This window comes from Aminiphilus circumscriptus DSM 16581 (assembly GCF_000526375.1).
GTDB classification, from domain to species: domain Bacteria; phylum Synergistota; class Synergistia; order Synergistales; family Aminiphilaceae; genus Aminiphilus; species Aminiphilus circumscriptus.
On record NZ_JAFY01000002.1, the window covers coordinates 278,907 to 298,667 of the forward strand.

Annotated in this window: 15 protein-coding genes and 2 pseudogenes; 10 read left to right on the forward strand and 7 right to left on the reverse strand. The window is 63.1% G+C overall.

Features of this window, described 5'->3' with window-relative positions; translation table 11 throughout:
• Nucleotides 1–6: 6 nt before the first annotated feature.
• The 3 genes from K349_RS0101855 to larA all read right to left on the reverse strand — a co-directional run bounded on the left by K349_RS0101855 (nt 7) and on the right by larA (nt 5,437).
• Nucleotides 7–3,198 (reverse strand): CHAT domain-containing protein, encoded by a 3,192-nt coding sequence (locus tag K349_RS0101855; RefSeq protein WP_026368199.1) that lies wholly within the window; start codon nt 3,196–3,198, stop codon nt 7–9.
• A 225-nt stretch (nt 3,199–3,423) separates the two neighbouring features.
• Entirely contained in the window at nt 3,424–3,855 is a 432-nt protein-coding gene (locus K349_RS0101865) for an SYNERG-CTERM sorting domain-containing protein (protein ID WP_026368200.1), read from the reverse strand.
• A gap of 238 nt (nt 3,856–4,093) precedes the next feature.
• The gene (gene larA, locus K349_RS0101875) at nt 4,094–5,437 is read right to left on the reverse strand and encodes a nickel-dependent lactate racemase (RefSeq protein ID WP_051464228.1); all 1,344 of its coding nucleotides are present in this window, start codon (nt 5,435–5,437) and stop codon (nt 4,094–4,096) included.
• Nucleotides 5,438–5,691: 254 nt separating this feature from the next.
• On the opposite strand from larA, the pseudogene K349_RS20030 reads away from it, so the two are divergent.
• Nucleotides 5,692–5,922 (forward strand): annotated as a pseudogene (locus tag K349_RS20030) (IS3 family transposase); the annotation flags it as partial.
• A 163-nt stretch (nt 5,923–6,085) separates the two neighbouring features.
• On the opposite strand, the gene K349_RS0101885 reads toward K349_RS20030, so the two are convergent.
• The 3 genes from K349_RS0101885 to K349_RS0101895 form a co-directional block, all read right to left on the reverse strand.
• Nucleotides 6,086–6,868 carry an HTH domain-containing protein gene (locus K349_RS0101885; protein ID WP_084460126.1) on the reverse strand — a complete coding sequence of 261 codons (783 nt, stop codon included), beginning with the start codon at nt 6,866–6,868 and terminating at the stop codon, nt 6,086–6,088.
• A 351-nt stretch (nt 6,869–7,219) separates the two neighbouring features.
• Nucleotides 7,220–8,122 (reverse strand): DMT family transporter, encoded by a 903-nt coding sequence (locus K349_RS0101890; protein WP_026368203.1) that lies wholly within the window; start codon nt 8,120–8,122, stop codon nt 7,220–7,222.
• Between the two features lie 79 nt (nt 8,123–8,201).
• Nucleotides 8,202–8,738 carry a GNAT family N-acetyltransferase gene (locus K349_RS0101895; protein WP_026368204.1) on the reverse strand — a complete coding sequence of 179 codons (537 nt, stop codon included), beginning with the start codon at nt 8,736–8,738 and terminating at the stop codon, nt 8,202–8,204.
• Between the two features lie 158 nt (nt 8,739–8,896).
• Here K349_RS0101895 and K349_RS0101900 point away from each other — a divergent pair, with 158 nt between their 5' ends.
• From K349_RS0101900 to K349_RS20205, 5 genes and pseudogenes are all read left to right on the forward strand, one after another.
• On the forward strand, nt 8,897–9,757 hold the full coding sequence (locus K349_RS0101900) for an isocitrate lyase/PEP mutase family protein (RefSeq protein WP_026368205.1): 861 nt from the start codon (nt 8,897–8,899) through the stop codon (nt 9,755–9,757).
• A gap of 206 nt (nt 9,758–9,963) precedes the next feature.
• On the forward strand, nt 9,964–10,950 hold the full coding sequence (locus tag K349_RS0101905; protein ID WP_157367243.1) for a TRAP transporter substrate-binding protein: 987 nt from the start codon (nt 9,964–9,966) through the stop codon (nt 10,948–10,950).
• A 56-nt stretch (nt 10,951–11,006) separates the two neighbouring features.
• Complete coding sequence (locus K349_RS17645; protein WP_169731287.1) at nt 11,007–11,582, forward strand: TRAP transporter small permease; 576 nt, start codon at nt 11,007–11,009, stop codon at nt 11,580–11,582.
• Nucleotides 11,579–12,865 (forward strand): annotated as a pseudogene (locus K349_RS18420) (TRAP transporter large permease); the annotation flags it as partial. The gene K349_RS17645 and the pseudogene K349_RS18420, both read left to right, overlap by 4 nt.
• A 280-nt stretch (nt 12,866–13,145) precedes the next feature.
• A complete protein-coding gene (locus K349_RS20205; protein ID WP_034264481.1) occupies nt 13,146–14,087 on the forward strand; it encodes a DMT family transporter in 942 nt (313 codons plus the stop codon).
• Between the two features lie 221 nt (nt 14,088–14,308).
• On the opposite strand, the gene K349_RS0101925 is transcribed toward K349_RS20205, so the two are convergent.
• Nucleotides 14,309–15,448 (reverse strand): hypothetical protein, encoded by a 1,140-nt coding sequence (locus tag K349_RS0101925; RefSeq protein WP_157367245.1) that lies wholly within the window; start codon nt 15,446–15,448, stop codon nt 14,309–14,311.
• A 330-nt stretch (nt 15,449–15,778) separates the two neighbouring features.
• Here K349_RS0101925 and K349_RS0101930 point away from each other — a divergent pair, with 330 nt between their 5' ends.
• From K349_RS0101930 to K349_RS0101945, 4 genes are read left to right on the forward strand one after another with little or no spacing between them, the layout of a single operon-like run.
• Nucleotides 15,779–16,408, forward strand: coding sequence for a precorrin-8X methylmutase (locus tag K349_RS0101930; protein ID WP_026368211.1), 630 nt, complete (start codon nt 15,779–15,781; stop codon nt 16,406–16,408).
• A 25-nt stretch (nt 16,409–16,433) separates the two neighbouring features.
• Nucleotides 16,434–17,723 (forward strand): cobalt-precorrin-5B (C(1))-methyltransferase CbiD, encoded by a 1,290-nt coding sequence (cbiD, locus tag K349_RS16070; protein WP_026368212.1) that lies wholly within the window; start codon nt 16,434–16,436, stop codon nt 17,721–17,723.
• A 7-nt stretch (nt 17,724–17,730) separates the two neighbouring features.
• Entirely contained in the window at nt 17,731–19,224 is a 1,494-nt protein-coding gene (locus tag K349_RS0101940; RefSeq protein ID WP_026368213.1) for an SH3 domain-containing protein, read from the forward strand.
• Nucleotide 19,225: 1 nt separating this feature from the next.
• A complete protein-coding gene (locus K349_RS0101945; protein WP_026368214.1) occupies nt 19,226–19,729 on the forward strand; it encodes a DNA-deoxyinosine glycosylase in 504 nt (167 codons plus the stop codon).
• Nucleotides 19,730–19,761 lie beyond the last annotated feature (32 nt).

Genomic DNA, 19,761 nt, shown 5'->3' on the forward strand with positions numbered 1-19,761 from the left:
CGTTTTTTACCGCTCCTCCCCCAAAAGAACGAAGGGAGCCCAGAATGCGGGGTGCGGCAGGCGCTCCAGAAGCGTCACCTGGGCCTTCCGAAGCGCCTGGGATTTGGTGTCCCCGGAAAGCCAGTTTTTGTAGAAGAGCACGAAGAGATCCTTCGTGGACGCATCGAAGACGCTCCAGAGACTCGCGAGCAGGGACGATGTTCCCGCGTGGAAGAAGGAGCGGGAAAATCCGATGAGTCCCTCGGCATGACTCAGTTGCCCCAAACCGGTCTCGCAGGCGCTCAGGACGACGCAGCCAGCGTTGAGCGGCAGGCGGAAGACTTCCGATGCCCGCAGCTCCCCGTCGTCTTCGCCGTCGGCGGCGAGGTAGATCGTGCTGTTCAAGGGGCGCCTTCCATCGGCCATGGCATGGGTGGACAGATGCACCACGTCGAAACCGGCGGCTTTTGCGAAAAGGCGCGTTTCCGTCGCATCGGCGCCGAAGAAGATTTCCGAGGCGGAAAAGAGGGGTGCCACCTCGAGGACCTCCTGCTCCGCGAAGGGAAGCGGCGCAAGAGAGCCGTCGGAAAAGACGGGATTGCCGAAGCCGAGAAAGCGCAACGGTCTCGACCTCGTCGCCTCCGCGCTTCTCCGGGCGGCGAGCAGCGTGTAGATGCCGAGGGAAGGCGCGTAGGAAAGAGCCGCCCGCTGCAGGAGATAGTCCGTTCCCGTCCAGAACGTCTGGAAGGGAATGGCGGCGAGAATGCCCTGGGGGATCACCACCACGTGCGGCGCCGTGTACAGAACGTTCTCCAGGGGTGCCACGAGGCCCAGATAGAGGCGGGAAAGCTCGAGAAAAGGGGGCTCCGCCTCGGGAGTCCGCAGAGAGGGCAGCGCGGCGTTCACCGCGTTCTCCACGGCCTGCCGCGAAAGAAGGGGCAGCAGCACGCACCGCACTCCGTCCCGGGTGACGAGGAACGCGAGAGTCCGTGACGGCAGCAGGTGATAGCTCACCACGAGCACATCCGAAGGAAGGAGACGCCGCATTTCCGCCACTGACGGAGGTGCGGGAGCGGAGAGGGCGGCCAGCTCCGGAGACGCGAGGGCCACCCGGCTTCGCAGGGAGGCGAGCTTCTCCCGGAGTTCCGCGGCCTTGCGCTCGATCCGCTCCAGCGCGAGCCGCCTTTCCTCGTCGGGAGTTCCTTCGGAGAGGAGGGCGCTCTTTTTCGCGGCAAGGCGCTCCAGTTCGCCCTCAAGGGCGGCGAGGGCCTCATAGAGCTCCCGGTCCGTCTCCCGGAGTTCCACCTGTCCCCCTCCCGCCACGTCAAGGAACGACCTTGCCTTCATGCGTTCCGACACGGAAAGGGCTTCCTCCAGCTCCCCCCGTTCGACGAGAAGGTCCACGAGAAGATCGTAGGCGTCGTAGCGGTGCTCCAAAAAGGCGACGCGCTGTTCCACCGAGGCGAAGCGGGCCCGGATCGTCTCCAGAAGATCCACCGCCTCCCGAAGCGGCCCGAGAGCCGCCTCGCCGTCCCCCAGGGCCACCCTGGCCCGGGCGAGCCCGTGCAGGGCGGCGAAGGCGAGCGGCGCATCCTCCACCCGCCTCGCCAGAACGAGGGCCTCTTCGAAGCAGGTCTCGCTCTCGACGAAACGCCCCTGCCGGAGACGAACAACGCCGCGATTGGATGTCACCAGAGCGAGGCCCGCGACGTCATTCACCTCCGCGTAGTCCTCGGCGGCCACGTCCAAAGCGCGTTCCGCAAGCTCCCAATCCTCCGCAACAATGCCCAGATTCGCCATGTTCACCATGAGATCCGTCGCTTCCCGTTCCATTCCCAGGGCGTGATAGCCGTCGAGGGCTCTGCCGAAATGCGCCTTCGCCTCTTCGAGCTGTCCTCCCCTGCGGGCCAGAATCCCGAGATTGACCAGGATCCCCGCCTCGGCGCGGCGGTCCCCCCGCTCCTGCGCGAGTTCAAGGGCACGGCGGAAGGCGCGCTCCGCCTCCTGCTCCTCTCCGGTGGCAAGCGCGAGCGTTCCCGCGTTCACGTATACTCCCACATCCTCCGGAATCGCGGGAGACATCTGAAAATGCAGCGCCCGGTCAAGTTCCTCCTTGGCCCGACCGTACTCGCCCCGGGACAGGAAAAAGACCGCCAGATTGTTCCACACCCAGAGACGCTGCGACGAAAGGCCCAGAGAGACCGCGAGCGCCTCGCAGCGCTCCAGATCGGCCAGGGATTCCTCCGCTTCGAAGGCGTAGCGGTCCAGAAACTCCGCCCGGTTGAGCCGCACAACGAACTCGAGCCAGGGAGAGGGAACGTCGAGGGCAATCTCGAGGGCGACACGAAAACGCTCCCGCGTCCGGGCCGGATCCTCCACACCCATGGAGAGACGAGCCAGATGGTTCGCCGCGAGCCCCGCAATCTCCGGATTTCCCGGCATCTCCTCCGAGGCGCTCCGGGAGGCGTCTCGTTCCAGCAAAGCCATGCCGCGCCTGAACGCCTCCTGCCACAGCCTCTCCGCCTCGGCGTGGCGCCCCTCGCGGTAGGCCGCAACGCCTCCGGAAAGGGCGGCGAGCGCCTTGCCGTAGTCGCTTCCGGTCCGCTCCGCCAGGGCACGAAGCTCCTCCAGCGTCGCCGAGGCATCGTCCCAGCGGGAAACTCCCTGAAAGGCGCGGATCACGCCGTCCAGCATGCGGATTTCCTGCACCGTCCGAAGGGAACGCAACGTTTCCGGCATCTCTTCCGGAATCCTTCCGGAGGAGCGAAGCAGCTCCCGGGCACGCTCCGCCAGGGCCAGCGCCTTCTCGTCGTCGCCGCGCCGGGAGGCGATGTAGCCGACGGCGAGAGCGTACTCCACCCTTTCCGCCGGCCAGGCCATTGCGGAGGTCACGAGGAGAAACCCTCCGGCCTCGTCGAGGGCTTCATCGTACCGCCCCCGATAGACGAGGTCGAGCACTCGGTCACGCAGCGCCGCGAGACGCATCGCGGTGACGTGCACATTTCGGACCTGGGCGTCGAGGGAGAGCAGCTCCGTCCGGGCGAACCCCTCCGAGGGAAACGCGGCAAAGAGGATCGCAAGAAAGGCGAAACAAAAGAAGAAGGGGAAAAGGAGAAAGAAGAACCTGGAAACACGTTTCGACACCGAACACAACAAGAAGGGGAAACGCATGTGAGAACAAAAAGAGCGGGAACAAGGCGCCGTTCTGGTTCTTCTCACGAGAAATCGCCTCCCCTCCGCTTCGGAGAGCGTTCCGCCTCCCGAAGCGACCGTATGTCCCTCTGAGCGCAGTTCTTCTGAAATGGATTATATCTCAGAGCGACTCCGATCGCCCCTTCCGTCCGGCTCCTCCGGCTCCGAAAGCGCGAAGAATCCGGCCGCCCGGGCCGGATTCTTCGCAAAAGGAGCGTCCGTCACTGCGTTTTCTCCGAGGCCTTCAAGAGGTCATCCCTTGCGTCGGAACAGGAAAAACGCCGGAACAAGAAGGGCGATGGCCGGAAGCGTCCCGCCTCCCGCGTTGCAGCCGCCGCCCGATCCACCCGCCCCTTCCGTGGGGGAGGGAGATGCGGAGGGGGACGGCGTGGGAGAACCCGAGATCGTCGGTGTGGGCACCGCGTTGACCGTGACGACAAGGGTTCTTGAATCCACGGATTGCGACGTGCTCCGGGCGGTCACCCGCACCGTGTAGGTGCCGGCGGTGGAAAAGGTGTGCTCCTTCGTCGCCGAAAGCGCATTCGTCACCGTCTCCTCCGTCGTTCCGTCGCCGAAGTTCCACTGATACTTCCACATGGTGCCGTTCGTGACTTCCGCCTTGCAGGTGAAGGTAACCTTCAGCGGTGCGGTCCCTTCGGTCTTGTCCGCCGTGAATTCGGTCACACGGACCGTACAGGTCGGTCACCCTCCCGCGACGGCAGGCTCGGAAAACAGAAAAACCCCGGTGAAACACAATGCACAGAGCAGAAAAAGGGTTGCACTCATTCGCTTCATATCCCTGAACATCCTCCTTCGACATCTGTTGTCCGGAGAGACGGTTGCTGTGAAAAACCGCTCTTCTCCGGAATCAGCTTCACGGAATGTGTTCCTCCTCCTATTGTGCCCTATCTTCACGTGGCGATCAAGCCACGAAGGTTCCCTCCGTAGGTCGCTCGGTTGTTCCGGCGGGTTCCACGATGACCGCCACGCCGTCGGGAAGCACCAGAACGGGAGCGGCGACACCCATGCGCGCCTCCGCTCGGGCCATGGCCTCTTCGAGCGTGGCCGCGGGAATCAACCCGAGCGTCCGGGCGTCGGCGAAGTTCTTCTCCTCCGTGACGAGCACCACGGCATGACGGGAGAGAACCCGGGCCAGCACCTGGGATTCCCACTGATCGGGAAGCGTCTCGTCCCGCTTTCGTGCCCCGATCCGGGCGAGGACGTCCTCCGGCCCGGAGGCGTTCCGGAACTCTCCCACGAAGCGCTCGCCTCCGTTGCCGTCGCGGCACTCCGCGCACATGACGATCACACCTCCGGGAATGCAGGCCGCCTCGCCTCCCGTCATGCCCTTCACGGCCTGGTAGATGTTCTGATCCAGCGGATAGCCCCCGTTGGACGTGACCACCACGGGCGCGGGAGCGGCCGTCACGCTCGCGAGATCGCGCAGGAAGGCACACCCCGCACTGTGCGCCTTCACCCGATGTCCCGCGAAGGCGGCGACCACATGATGGTCCCGGTCGAGCACCACGTTGAGGACGAAGGCGAGGCGTGCCGCCTCGCCCGCGAAGAGCATGTCCGTCTGAAGGGGATTGCCTTCCAGGATGCCCGTCCTCGCCTTCGGATGGCCGATGAACTCCGCGCAATGGTTTCCCAACACGCAGGAACGGCTTGCGATTCCGGGGAGCACGCTCTTGCATCCCCCGGAGAATCCCGCGAAGAAGTGGGGTTCGATGAACCCCTCCGCGACAAGAAGATCCGCCTCCGCGGCGATGCGGTTGATCTCGCAGGGACCTCCCGAGGGAAGACGCCCGATGGAGACCATCTCCTCCTCCACCGTGGCCTCGTGCATCACCACGCGCACGCGCCGGAGCGTCTCCTCGCCAAAACGGGCGACCTGCTCCTCCCGCGTCATGGGGCGATGCGTCCCCGTTGCGATGAGGAGCGCGATCTCCCCGTCGCCGCAGCCGGACCCCCTCCGGAGTTCCTCCAGAAGCGGCGGCAGGGTGACGCGGCTCGGCAGGGGGCGCGTGTGATCGCTGGTGATCACCACGATACGCTTTTTTCCCCGGGCGAGTTCCGCGACCCGAGACGACCCGACGGGAGCCTCAAGGGCGCGGCGGACCAGTTCGCCTCCGGCGGCCTCGGGTCGGAGGTCGTTCACCCGGGAGCGGAGAACCCCGGCGATTCGTTCCTCGGGAAGGATCAGGTCCAGGGAGGACGATCCATAGGGAATGGGAATGCGTGCGAAAGGTTTTCCGGATTCCATGAGCACCCGCCTCTTTCCCCGTCGTTCGGAAAACAGTTTTTCCCCCGTCTTGAGAAGCAAACCCCCCTACGCACACGATGCCGAAGCAAGTTTCCCGCTTCCCCGAAGCACCTGCGGCACTCTTCGACGCTGTCCGCTCCGGCGGGCACTCCGCCCGGATTTGCGCGGTAAGCCGCCGTTCCGTCCTTTTGTCCGGCCCTTCTCTCTGCAGCAAGTATAAAACCATGTCATTGTACGTCAACGGCAAAACAGATCGGGTTCTGGAGGTTTCAACCAGTGGCTACTACGCCTGGCTGAAACGACCGGATTCTCCCCGGAATCAAGAGGAAAAACGGCTCGAACTCGAAATCATAGCGGCTCATAAAAGAACGGAAGAAACCTACAGTCCAGAACGTCTGCAGAAAGAGCTTGCCTGCCACGGCGTTCACATTGGAGTTCACCGGATCAAACGGATTCGCAGGAAACTGGGGCTTCGCTGCAAACAGTAGGCTGCTTATAGGCTGCTTAAATGTTTTGGTGTCCGCTATTGACGACCGACCCCACCCCGCACCACAGACCGAACACCGGCAACAAACGCACTCCTTTTCAGGAGAGCGACAAGCACCGGATATGACGCGGTGAACGTTGGGTACACCGCCTTGCTCGGCTTTATAGTTTATTAAGTGCTGCATCCACCGTTTGCTTGACGAGCTTTTTCTTAATCTCCGGATCGGGCTTCTGAATGAATTCAACTGCAGCGAGATCGTCACCTCTCTTGCGGTTTTGTCTCGGTTCCAACGCTTCGATGAGCAGGGCTTCGAGTGCCGGTATGACGCTTGTGCCAGCGAACGAATCCGGCAGTGCACCGAGCTTCCCCTCATCAGAAACTGGTAATAGTCCAAACCATGAGAAGCGATCCCATCGCGAGGAAAGTCGATCGAGGGTGTGCTCGTAAAGTCGCCTCCCAAGCGGTCGCTCTGTGGCTCTACCAACGTAAATCACCTCTCTACCGTCATAGAGGAGGTAAATGCCAATCTGCTTCGAAAAATCGACCGCTTCCGCCCCGATCTGCTGCATTCCCAGGATTTGCGGGCTGGCGCTCCACTCGATAGCTTCGCGACTCCAGAACATCCCGAACGAGCTTACGACCGCATATTGTTCTTCCTCCGCCTCATCCTCCGTTGAAACGATCGTTGGCGCATCAGGTGAAATGCCAGCCTTCGCCTTCCACACGTAAAGCCCGCGCCCGATTTTTTGCCAAGGGCATGCGCCGCCCTCTTTTTTGATGGCGGTAGTTAAATGTGCACTGACAGTCGCCGCAGGCGTCGCACCTAGTTCGGTTCGCAACTCCGCCCCAATAATTTTGTCGGTAAGCTCCTTGTAGTGCATTGCTCCGGAGGCTCCGCTGAGGACCTTTTCAATTGCTTTACGCCATGTGAGTTGCTTCGTCACGTTTTAGGCTCCTCTCCATGTATAAGGTAAACCACGGTGGTCTTCACGTCCCTGTGGCCAGGGAGTTCCTAAACCGTTCGAATTTTAAACCATTTTCAAGCAAATGAGTAGCGAAGAAATGCCAAAAGCGTGACAGATCGCTTGCTTTATTAGAAGAATTTTAAATAAAATAGAGCAAGTGTGAGCCTCTTGTCAAGCCCAGGCTTTGATTCTGTGACAGATGACGGACCAGGGATACGTCCACTCCAAAATCCGTCCTTTTCACGCTCTTTGGGGGTCTTCCTCTCGTCCGTTGACAATGCGGGGATACTGCCGCCGCACGCCACGGGGCGTGCCTTCCATCCTTTTGCGTCAAAAGGACATGGCAGCGACGCCGGAAACGACGAGGCCGATACCGCCGAGAAGGCGTGGAGTCAGGCGCTCACGGAGCAGCAGCGCTCCGAAGAGAGCGGAGAGGAAAGGTCGTATGGAAACGATGTTCGTGGCGACCACGGCAGAGATGGCCGTGAGGCTTCCCGTGAAGAGCAGGTTGCCTACGGTGAGGCTCAGTGCTCCGGCGGCCACAGTCCAGAGCACGGCGGAGGCGGGCGCTCCCCGCAATCCGGAGGGCGCGGCGGAACCTGCGCCGAAACGCCTCTCCCGAAGGAGGAACACGAGCCAGGAAACGCCGGTCACTCCCAGGGCCCGCCACCATTCGATCTCTGCCACGGGAAGAACGTTTGCCGACACTTTGCAGGAGACGAGACCCGCAAGCCAGCAGACCATGGCCGCGAAGGCGAAGAACATTCCCGTCCGATTGCGCAGCGCCTCCGTTCCGTCCTCCCGGGGCGCCACAAGGTAGAGCCCGCCGCCGATGAGCGCCGCCGCGAAGAGAAGGGAGAGATGGAAGGATTCGCCGAGAAAGAGGCACGACACCGGGACGGCGAGCAGCGGATAGGCGGAGGTCACCGCAGAGGTCACCGCCACTCCGAGGCGGTTCAGGGCCGCGAAGAAGAAGGCGTCTCCCACGACGAGCCACACCACCCCCCCGGCGATGATGGCAAAAAGCTGCTCTCCCGAGGGAGGGGACAGAAGCGCCCGCGCCCCCTCCGTCATGGCGAGATACAGTCCCGCCGTGGCCAGATAGCCGATGCAGCGCACCGCATTGATGCCCAACACGGAAAAATGCTCCCCGCTCCGCCGATAGAGCACGGGCGTAAAGGCCCAGATCACCGTAGCGCCCAATGCCAGCATCCATCCCAGAAATTCCTGCATGATCGTTGCCCGCCCTTCGTCTGTACGGAAAGAAACTCCTGCGGCGCTCTTTTCGGCAGGAACGTTTAGGTTTCCGCCTCTATGCGTCGCCGGAGAGATCCTCCGGAGTGATGTCCATGTAGATCACGTCGAAAAACTGCCGCTCCCGTTTCAGGGCCCGCCGGCGGCGGCCCATCTCGCGGAAGCCCACTCTTTTGTAGGATTCGATGGCCCGGGCGTTGAAAGAATACACCCGGAGCAGCACGTTTTCGAAGTTGAGGTAGTCGAATCCGTACCGGAGCAAAAGGGTCATCGCCTCGCGGCCGTACCCTCTGGACCAGTACGCCTTGTCCCCGATGAAAATACCCAATTCCGCCGTGCCGTTCAGACGGTCCGTGTCAAAGAAGCCGCAGACGCCGATCATGGCCTCCGTGGCGAGATCGACGATAGCGTAGTTGTGCTCCCTGCCGATCTTCTCCAGAGCCTCCCGTTCCGCATCGAGGCCGATGACCGCGGAAACCCTGGAAAGGTTCCGCACCACCTCGAGATCGTTGAGCCAGGCCGTACACTGTTCCGCGTCCTCCACAGAAAGAGGCGACAGGTAGCACTTGTTTCCCACCAGTTTGCGGAAATGCATGGTTTTCTCCTTTCATTTATTTTTTTGGAGCCTTCCCAAAAACCGGAAACGCTCCCCCGTAAAAACCGCCCCGCAGGAAGAATCTAACGGGAAAACACGATGGCATGCTCTTATAACGTATCGAAAATCCTGTGCCCCGGAAAGAAGGCGACTTGCGCGTGCGAAAGACAACCCTGTTCCGCACTCTGGTGGAGGGACCGGAAATCCTGGTGCTTCCAGGCGCCCATGACAGTCTCACCGCCCGGGTGATCGAAAAATGCGGCTTCAAGGCCCTTACCGCGGGGGGCTACAGTTTCTCCGCCTCCCTCCTCGGAAAGCCCGACATCGGGCTCCTCACCATGACGGAGATGGTACATCAGTACCGGAATCTTGTGAACGCCGTGGACATCCCTGTTTTCGCCGACGCGGACACGGGGTACGGAGACGTGCACAACGTGATGCGCGCCGTGCGTAAATACGAGGCAGCCGGCGTGGCAGGGCTCTTCATCGAGGATCAGGTTTTTCCGAAACGTTGCGGCCACATGGCCGGCAAAGCGGTCATTCCCCTGGAGGAGATGGTGGCGGAAATCAAGGCGGCCATCGCGGCGCGACAGGACCCGGATCTCGTCATCACGGCCCGCACGAACGCACTGGCGGTGCACGGTTTCGACGACGCCATCCGGAGAGGAAAAGCCTACGCCGAGGCGGGAGCGGACATGATTTTCGTCGAGGCGGTAACTTCGGAGGAACAGATGCGGACCGTGAATCGGGAGATCCTCAAGCCGACCCTGGCGAACATGATCGAGGGAGGAAAGACTCCCCTGAAAACGCCGCAGGAACTCCAGAACCTGGGCTACGCCGTGGTGGTCCATCCCTGCTCTCTCACCTATGCCGTCGCCGGGGCGGCGATGCGCTGCATGACCGAACTCGCGACCCACGGCACCACCGCGGGCTGCCGGGAGGACATGATGGATTTCGACGAGTTCTTCCGCTTCATCGGCGCACCGGAGATCCGGGAGCGGGAAAAACGCTTCTTCTGACGCCCCGGCGGAGGCGTGTTTCCGCAAAGGGCTCCCCGACCCTGGGCGGCCCTATCTTCTCAAGCAGCCGATCGGAGGTGGAAAATTTCTGAAATGCGCTTTTCACGACGGCGGTGTTCCTCCGAAAAGACGAAGGCAACCCCTTCGCCGGAGGAAACCGGACAGACACGGCAGAACAGCCGGACGCTCCCGGAGGTGTTGTTCAAATGAAGGCACGGCATGTTTCGCTTCTTCTCGCGGTTGCGCTCTTTTCCCTCGTCCTCGTCTCCGGCTCCTTCGCCGCGGAGATCGAACTCAATCTGGGACACGCCGCATCGGTCTCCCACCATTACCACACCTCGTCGGAACTCTTCGCGAAACTCGTGGAGGAGGGAACGGGCGGCAAGGTGAAGATCAACATCTTCCCCGCCAACCAGCTCGGCTCCCTTCCGGACATGACCGAGTCGGTCCGGCTCGGCACGCAGGACATGGTCCTCACCGCCGCCCCCATCATCGGCAACATCATCCCCGAATTCGAGGCGCTGTATCTTCCGTACCTCTTCCGGGACTACGCCCACGTGACCGCCTTTGACGGCAGCGATGCGGCGAAGAAGCTGGAGGACATCCTCCAGGAGCACGGCATGGTGCTTCTGGGATGGTGGGAGAACGGCTTCCGGGTCATCACGAACAACCACAAGCCCATCGTCACCCCCGCCGACATGGCGGGCATGAAGCTCCGCATCGGCGAATCCAAGATGGCCGTCAACACCTTCACCCTCCTGAACGTGAATCCCACGCCCATCACCATGAGCGAACTCTTCACCGCGCTCCAGCTCGGCACGGTGGACGGCCAGGAGAATCCCACCGGAAGAGCACTGAGCGGCAAATACTACGAAGTGCAGAAGTATCTCTCCCTCACGCGCCACCAGCATGTCTACGAGCCGCTGGTGATGAACAAGGCGAAGTTCGACTCCCTGGCCCCGGAAATCCGGGCGGCCCTGCTCGACGCGGGGAAGAAAGTGGCGGAGATCGACCGGAAGAGCGTCTCCGAGACCGAGGCGGGCGAGATCGAGGAACTGAAGGCGAAGGGCATGGAGATCAACGAGGTGGATCTTCCCGCCTTTCAGGAGGCCATGCGTCCGCTCTACGACCAGTACGAAAAGGAGCGGGGCGAAAAGTGGGCCGAACTGGTGCGGATGATCCAGAACCTGTAGCCGCTGTGGTCCTCATGTCCGGCTCACTCCAGCCCTCACACGCACCCGGAACATCCGTGCCGCCTTTCCAGTGGCTGCGCCAATTGCAGGCCCTGCTGAACAGGACGACCCGTCTCCTTTTGGTGGCCCTCGTGGCGACCATGTTCCTCGTGCTGCTCCTCCAGATCGTGTCCCGTTTCGTCCTTTTCTTTCCCATCCCCTGGTCCCAGGAGCTGCTGCAGTATCTCAACATCTGGATGGTCTTCCTCGGGGCTTCCCTCGCGGTGGCCGAGGGAGCCCACATTCGGATCGACCTGGTCCGGACGGCGATTCCCCGGGCCTGGGGACGCGGGCTCACCCTTCTCGCCCATGGCGTGAGCCTGCTTCTCGTGAGTGTCGTGGCATGGCAGTCGGGGATTCTGATGACGAAGACGATGCACCAGAGCATCGGTTCCTTTCCCGTTCCCATGGGGTGGTTCTACCTGAGCGTTCTTCTCGGGTGTTCTCTCATGGGCCTCAACTACGCGGTGCGCATCCTCCTCGTTCTCGCGGGCGTTTCCGCGGAGGGCGACAGCGGAAGCGCACACGGTCACGCCGCGCCGCCCTGTCCCGCAGCCGACGGGCCCGACCACTCCCCGGGAGGCGCCTCATGAGCGGCCTCCTCTTCGCCTCCTTCGCCGCGCTGCTCTGTCTCTCCGTTCCCATCGCACTCTCCCTGGTGGGCGCCTCTCTTCTGAGCCTCGCCCTGAAGACGCCCATTCCCCTCTTCATCGTTCCTCAGCGCATGGTGGGGGGGATCAATTCCTTTCCCCTCCTGGCCCTGATCTTCTTCATTCTCGCGGGGAACATCATGACCGAGGGAGGAGTCTCGAAAAAGCTGGTGACGTTCGCAAATCTCTTCGTGGGCAAGGTCGCGGGCGGATTGGCCATCGTCTCCACGCTGGCGGCGATGTTCTTCGGCGCCATTTCAGGCTCCTCCGCCGCGACCACCGCCGCCATCGGGGCCATCATGATCCCCCACATGAAGGACGCGGGATACCGCCCCTCCTTTTCCGCGGCGCTCATCGCCAGCTCTGGCCTGCCGGGCCTTCTCATTCCTCCCTGCGGCACCATGATTCTCTACGCCATCATCACCGACGTGTCGATCCTCAAGCGCTTCGTGGGAGGTATTGTTCCGGGGATTTTTCTCGGCATCTCCCTCATGGCCGTGGAGTACGGAATCTCGAAAAAACGGGGATACCGCACGGAAACCGCCGCCCAGAAGGCGGTGGACACAACGGAACCGGAGAGCGCCGCCGCGCCACCGGACAAAGGGAAGGCGTTCCGGGACAGCCTTTTCGCCCTCCTTTCGCCGGTGATCATCCTCGGTGGAATCTACTCCGGCATCTTCACGCCCACGGAAGCCGCGGGCATCGCGGTTCTCTACGGCCTGCTGGTGGGGCGCTTAGTCTACCGGGAGCTTTCCTGGAGCCGCATCGCCTCGGCCTGCTATAAATCCGCTTTGAGCGGCGCGGTGGTCATGTTCCTCATCGCCGCCGCCTCCATTTTCGCCTGGCTCCTGGCCACGAACCAGATTCCCCAGAAGTTCGTGAGCATGGTCACGTCCTTCTCCAGGGACCCCAAAACGGTGCTCCTGCTCATCAACATCACGCTGCTCATCGCCGGCACCTTCCTGGATAACGTGGCGGCCATCACGCTCCTTACGCCCATCCTCTACCCCCTGATCGTCTCCCTGGGAATCGATCCGGTCTTCTTCGGCGTGCTCATGATCACCAACCTTGCCATCGGGCAGGTGACCCCTCCGGTGGGCATGAATCTCTTCGTGGCGGCCAACATCTCCGGTGTTCCCGTGGAGCACATCGCCCGGGAGGCGATTCCCTTCGTGCTCGTCCTCGTGGCGGACCTGATGGTGCTCACCTACGTTCCGGAACGCATCACCTTTTTGCCGAACCTGCTTCTCAAAGGACATCCGGGGTGCCTTTCGGCTTCCCCGGCCCTTTCCGTCGCGAAACCTTCCACCAGGGAGGTTTCGCGCTTTTTTCCTCGCGGTGAGACATTGGATGCACTAAATCGAAGTTGGGAGTATAATGCGCCGGGACTGTACCGACGAGGAGATCCTACCCGGAAGCGCGCCTTCCGTCGCGATGCGTCTTTCGTCCGATACGTCGCACTTTCCACAGGGAAACGCCATCTTTCGAAAGAAGGTTCGAACATCCATGACACTCACGGGTCTTCTCCTCTGCGCCGGTACGGCTATCTGCTGGGCCTCGTCGCCGCTCCTCCTCCGGGAAGGCATGAAGAGCTTCTCCTACCAGGAAATCAACGCCGTGCGTTCCCTCGGCTTTCTCGGCGGATCCATCGTGGTCCTCCTGGCGCTTCTGGGCACGTCCGCAACCTTCCCCACCTCGCCCTTCCTCCTGAGCGTCGTGCTCTGCAACGTCCTTCTCGGCAACATCCTCGGCGATGTGGCCTATTTCGCCGCCATCAAGAGCATCGGTGTGAGCCGCGCCGTGGCCATCTCCAGTGCCTATCCCCTTGTGGTGACCGCCGTTTCCTGGCTGTGGCTCGGCGAGCACATCACGCTCCATGTCCTGGCGGGAACAGTGTGCATTGTCCTCGGCCTCGTCTTTCTGCGCATGGAAGGACACGACAGAGAACGACCACAGGCCGCCACAAAGGGGTTTCTGCTCTCCATCCTGGCCGCTCTCTGCTGGGGCATCGGCATCCCCATCTCCAAGTGGCTCATCTCTTCCGCCGGCATGGACCCCGCGACCTTCAACTTCCTCCGGGCCCTGACGCTCGTCCCGCTCACCTGGGGGATCTGGCTCGCCTCCGCGAAGGGACGCCGGGAGGCGAAAAACTTCTTCTCCCGGCGCGATGAAACCAGCAGGGTGGACAACGCGGTTTCCGCGGGGAAAACCCTTGCCCTGCGGCGTCTCAGCGTCGTTCTGGCAGGGGTTGTAGGGCTTTCTCTGGGAGGCGTGCTCTTCACGCTCTCGCTGCGGACAGCACCGGTGTCGCTGGTGACACCCATCACCGCCACGAGCCCGTTTCTGACGGCCCTCTTTTCCTTCTTCGTCCTGCGGGAGCCCACCCGGGCCGTGCAGTGGGCGGGCATCGCCTTCATCGTGGGAGGATCCGCCACCATCGGCATGTGAGCCCATGCAGGAACTCTGCTCAAGCACACGAAACTCCTCGCCATGCCGCACACACTTCAGAACTCGTCTTTTCCGGAGAGACCTACTTCATCGACAAATCCGCATCCGGCGTCGTCTCTGCCTTGCCGCACATGTGAACAGACGCATGGCCTATGATTACGCAGCATCGCCCCCGCCGCCCCGAGCGGGCAATGGCACAGGTGCATCGTTTTTTCACCCCTCTAGGGGGCTTTCATTGAGGAGTCCATCCGGACAGCCCGAAGTACAGGATCGAGACGCCCCCAAGTCGTGAAGACGGTCACCGCCAGGTGGAGTTCGCTGCCGTCAGAAGCGATGAAGAGCCGGGCCGAGAGGGGCATGGATGAGGCGTGCTCCGTCCCGGGCCGGAGTGGGTAGAGCAGACCTGTGAACCTTCTCCCCCGCTTGTCCAGGGTGAGGCGAAAAGGATTGTCCCCCCTGGTTGCTGCCGTCAGGGAGCCGTATCCCGACACCTGGACGAACAAGTCCAGATCCTTCTCCGTGCGGAGAAGCACCCCGTCGGGAGCATCGAAACGCCACCGCCCTTCGGCGAGGCGCTGCAGTTCCCGCAGGCTCTCCGGATGGTACGTGGTCGGGTCGAAGCGCTCGTCCAGCACATACCGGGCGAGGGCGCTCCCCCCGAAGAGCAAAAGCAGCACCGCCACGAAGCCGAACAGGGCGAGCCTGGACGGGGCTTCCGGGACAAGCCCGCACGATTCCGCTCGAACGAAGAGGGAACGCCCCGCCTCCAATGTGGTCTTTCCTTCATGTCCATCGTCACCGCCGCTGTCGTTTTCGCACTCCCCATCCCCTCCATCGTCATTTTCTCCGGAAAGGACTTCCTTTTCCGCGCCGCTCTTTTCGTCGGGGAAGAGACCGACACCTGTGGAGACAAGGAAAAGAAAGGCGAAGAGCGCCGCGTCGAGGAGGTTGAAGAAGATCCACCAGCCTCCCGTGAGTGTTCCGCTGTAGGCCCGAAGCACGACACCCCCGGTCTGTCCCATGGAGAAGAAGGGCTCCCGTAGAAGGCCGTCCGCGATCTCAAAGATCCAGTAGAAGGGAGAATCCGCCGGAGTGGCGTGCACCGCTCCGGCCACGAGAAGCTGCACCCACCCGTAGACCAGGGCTCCCGCGAAGGCAAGCCACAGACGCTGTCCAAAAGCCCATAACCGGAGCGGATCGCCCCGCCCCAGACGCCCTGCGCCGTATCCGGCGATGCCCCCCGCGAGCATTCCCGCAAGCCCCGGCAGCGCGCAGACATCGGCCCGAAAGATGCCGAGCACGGCACCACAGATCGCACAAAACGTCATGGCTGGCATAAAGCGGAACACTGTCCACCTCACTCCGGACATCTCCTCCATCTCCGGCACGACGCCTCTCCCCTCTCCGCGTCTCTCGCATTTCCGACCCGCCCGGGAGTTCCCACGGATCTGCCCATGTCTTTACCTCTTCCAAGCAGCATTTTAGCACAGTTCCTCCTGTCCTTCGGAATCCTTCGGAGAAGTGTTCGGGAAACCCTGAATAAAGGCCTTTCGATTTCCCTTGACTCGGGTCGCATCAGGCTCTGCGAGGCGCCCTCGTAGCCTTATTCAGAGATTCCTTCGGGTATAATGAACGTCATCCCTGCAACCGAGAGTGAACACGGGACATACCTTTCTCCGAGGAGGCAGCCCATGACTTTTTCCTACGAACAGAAACCTCAGGCAATCGAGGACGCCAGCTTCGCCATGATCCAAACGGTTCTGGCGAGCTACGCCGTTCCGGAAGCACTGCTTCCGGTGGTGATCCGCGTGGTCCACGCGGGGGCGGATTTTTCTCTCGCCTCCCTTGTGACCGTGGGAGGAACGACCGTGCCGGACCTTGCGGCGCGTCTGCACCGGGGGGGACGGCTCTTCTGCGACGTCTCCATGCTCGCTGCGGGCATCTCCAGGAAAATCACCGCCGCCTGCGGACTCGATCCCTTCGCCTCGGTACACGACGAGAGCGTCGCCGAAAAGGCCGCCGCCAAGGGCATCACCCGGGCCATGGCTGCGGTGGACATGGCCGTGGCCCAAGGGGTGCGCCTCTTTGCTTTCGGCAACGCCCCCACGGCGCTCTTCCGCCTGCTCGAACACGCCCGGGAGGGCGCACCGGTGGACGCGGTGATCGGCATGCCCGTGGGATTCGTGGGAGCCGCGGACAGCAAGGAGGCCCTTCTGGCCTCGGGGCTGCCCTGTCTGACCCTCCGTGGCCCCCGGGGCGGCTCCAACCTCTGCGCGGCGGCGCTCAACGCCCTGCTCCGTCTGGACGCTCCGGCGTCCTGAAGAGCGAAACGTCCGGAGCAGGGACATGGAGGAGAGACAGGGGAAAAATCTCCGCTACGGATTCACCACCGGCACGGCGGCCACGGCGGCGGCTCTTGCCGCCGTGCGCTGGCTCCTCGGGAGGCCCTGTCGTACCGTGACGGTGGAGCTGCCGGAGGGACGCCGTCTTCCTCTTCCCGTGGCGGGAGTGCACTCCCTGGAAAAGGGGAACGGCGAAGGCGCCGAAGCCTGGGTGATCAAGGACGGCGGCGATGACCCGGACGTCACCTCCGGGCTCGCCATCGTCGCCTCGGTGCAGCTGCTCGACGAAGAGCGCATCGAGATCCGCGGCGGCGAGGGCGTGGGCGTCGTGACGAAGAAGGGCCTTCCCGTGCCGGTAGGGGAACCGGCCATCAATCCGGGACCGCGGGCGATGTTGGTGCGGAATCTCGCCGCCGAACTCGGACCGGGGCGCGGCGCGGTGGTGACCGTCTCCGTTCCCGAGGGGCGCGCCGTGGCGGCCCGGACTTACAATCCGCGCCTCGGCGTGGAGGGGGGCATCTCCATTCTCGGCACCCGGGGCATCGTGGTGCCCATGAGCGAGGAGGCCCTTGTGGCGACCATCTTCACCGAGTTGGACGTGCTCGCCGCATCGGGGCGCACCGCCTGCTGCCTTGTCCCCGGAAACTACGGCGAGGCCACGGCCCGCAAACTTGGGGTCCCCGCGGAGGCCCTGGTGAAGACGAGCAACTTCCTGGGCTATTCCCTGGAGAAACTCTCCCACATGGGCGAGGAGGGGAAGGGCGGACGCATCGACCATCTGCTGCTGGTGGGACAGGTGGGAAAACTCCTCAAGGTGGCGGGAGGATCGCTCCACACATCGAGCCGCTACAGCGACGGGCGTCTGGAGACGCTGGCCTCCTGCGCCGTCCTCGCCGGGGCGTCCCGGGAGGAGGTGGCGGCGATCCTCGAGGCGAACACCGCCGACGAGGCGGTGAACGCCCTTTTGGAAAAACCCTGGGCGGCGGAGACACTCGACCGGGTAGGCAGACGGATCGTGGCGGTGCTGCAGCGCTCCTGCAAAACCCTGCGCTGTATCGGCGTGGTGCTCTTTATCCTGCCGGACCGGATCGTGCACACCTCCGGCGAGGTGGCACATCTTCTCGCGACTTTGAGACAGAACGTTTCCTCCGAACCTCCTCCGGAGGAACCGGACGGAAGAGTTCCATGCGCCGGCGAAACGGCGGCGAAAAAGACGACGAAACCCGCAGACGATGCGAGAAGGCCATGCGCAACGGAGACGGACGAGAACACCGAAGAAGAGACGAAAGGATGACCCGGCCATGACGAGGACCCGATCCGCCGCTCTTTCCGGTACCTTTCGAGATTCCGGCGCCCGCCATGTTCGGCGTGCACGGGTTCAATACTCACGAGGCGACATATCCGGCGCGCACATTCCGGACGTCTCCGGCGGCTCCGGCACGGCGCGGGCAACCGCCCTGCGCCTCCTCGTTCTCTGTGTCCTCACCCTCCTGTGCTTCGGAACGGATGCAGTATCGGCCAAGGAATTTCCGGAGATCCTCGATCTGCACCGCCTTCCCCAGGAGCCGCTCCTCTATCTCTCCGGAGATCCCGCGACACCTTTCGTGGACGAGGAGGTCCAGAAAGAGAAGGCGCAGGCGTTCCTCGAAAAGCACTTCGCGCCGTGGAAACGCACCGCACCGGCCCACACGGTGGAAGACCTCCTCTGGCCCTTCAAGGCCTACGGAAATCGCGAGGGGTTCGGCGAAAACCTGCGCCTCCGCTCTCCAAACTGGGTGGCCGCCATGCGGACGAATGTCCGGGAGGAGGCCTTCGGAAGCCTTAACCGTCCCGCCGTGGCGCTCCAGGAGACATCGCTCCGCCTCTTCCCCACGGACAAGCCCTTTTTTCTCGATTCCGACATGGCCGGCGAGGGCTATCCCTTCGACTACCTCCAGAATTCGGCGGTGAAGCCCGGCGAGGCGCTCTTCGTCTCCCACGCCTCCGCCGACGGCGCCTGGTTCTTCTGCGAGACCGCCTACGCCGCTGGATGGGTGGACGCGCGGCATCTGGCCTTCGTGGACGCGGCCTTCATGGAACGCTGGCAGCGCGGCCCCTGGCTCGTGGTGTGCCGCAACACCGTCCCCGTGGCACTGTTTCAGCCCGACGACGAGCCCGGAACGTTCCGTTTCACCGCCCCCCTGGGGACACTGCTTCCCGTCGCGGGAGATCCGTTGCTCGGTGCCTTCCGCTTCGTGAACATTCCTGTGCGGAACGAAAACGGAATGGCCGCCATCCATCGGGGGGTGCTTCCCGAAGGAGCGGCGGCGCCCTGGCCCCTTTCCTTCACAGGATGGAACGCGGCGCGCCTCGCCGGAGAGATCATGGGGGAACCCTACGGTTGGGGAGGGCTGCTTCAGAACAGGGACTGTTCCGCCACGACAAGGGATCTGCTGGCCCCCTTCGGCGTATGGCTTCCCCGCAACTCCGCGGCCCAGGCGAAGAGCGGCACGCGGTTTCCCCTGGAGGGGCTTCCCGTGGCGGAAAAGAAGGCGCGCCTCCTCGCGGAGGGACTCCCTTTCCGGACGCTGGTGGCACTTCGGGGGCACATCATGCTCTACATCGGCTCCTGGAGAGGTGAACCGGTGGTCCTCCACACCACCTGGGGCGTGCGGACCCTGAAGGACGGCAGAGAAGGGCGACACGTCATCGGCAAAACGGTGATCACCACCCTCACCCCCGGCGCGGAACTTCCGGACCTGCATCCGTCGGGAACCATCGGCGAGCGGATCACGGGGTTCACGGTGCTCTTCTGACATGACGCTTCTTCGAGGCTTTCCTCCCATCGCCCGGAGCGACGCGACCCGTCTTGTCCTGGGCAGCATGCCCAGCGAGACATCCCTGGCGAAGGGCGAGTATTACGGCCATCCGCGCAACGCCTTCTGGCCGATTCTCGGAGCTCTGCTCGGTTTCGATCCCGGCGCGCCCTACGCCGAGCGTTGCGAGGCCCTTCACCGAGCCCGCATCGCCCTCTGGGACGTCCTCGCCTGCTGCGAACGGCCGGGAAGCCTCGATGCGGACATCGTGGCATCCTCCATCGTTCCCAACGACTTCGGCACCTTCTTCGCGGCCCATCCGCAGATCCGCGTCCTCTATTTCAACGGAAGCACCGCGGAAAACGCCTTCCGCCGCCACGTGCGTCCTCGTCTCCCAGAGCCGCTGAGGGCGCTCCCAACGCTGAGGCTCCCCTCCACCAGCCCGGCCCACGCGGGCCGCTCCTTCGAGGCAAAACGCGCCGCCTGGTCGTGTCTTGTGGAATAATCTTTCCGCAGCTGTTATCGACGCAAAAAAGT

Coding starts and splice junctions, on each gene's coding strand:
- larA (WP_051464228.1), bottom strand. CDS start 5,437: ATGGAATCCGGAAAACCTTTCGCACGCATTCCCATTCCCTATGGATCG.
- K349_RS0101890 (WP_026368203.1), bottom strand. CDS start 8,122: ATGCAGGAATTTCTGGGATGGATGCTGGCATTGGGCGCTACGGTGATC.
- K349_RS0101895 (WP_026368204.1), bottom strand. CDS start 8,738: ATGCATTTCCGCAAACTGGTGGGAAACAAGTGCTACCTGTCGCCTCTT.
- K349_RS0101905 (WP_157367243.1), top strand. CDS start 9,964: ATGAAGGCACGGCATGTTTCGCTTCTTCTCGCGGTTGCGCTCTTTTCC.
- K349_RS20205 (WP_034264481.1), top strand. CDS start 13,146: ATGACACTCACGGGTCTTCTCCTCTGCGCCGGTACGGCTATCTGCTGG.
- K349_RS0101930 (WP_026368211.1), top strand. CDS start 15,779: ATGACTTTTTCCTACGAACAGAAACCTCAGGCAATCGAGGACGCCAGC.
- cbiD (WP_026368212.1), top strand. CDS start 16,434: ATGGAGGAGAGACAGGGGAAAAATCTCCGCTACGGATTCACCACCGGC.
- K349_RS0101940 (WP_026368213.1), top strand. CDS start 17,731: ATGACGAGGACCCGATCCGCCGCTCTTTCCGGTACCTTTCGAGATTCC.
- K349_RS0101945 (WP_026368214.1), top strand. CDS start 19,226: ATGACGCTTCTTCGAGGCTTTCCTCCCATCGCCCGGAGCGACGCGACC.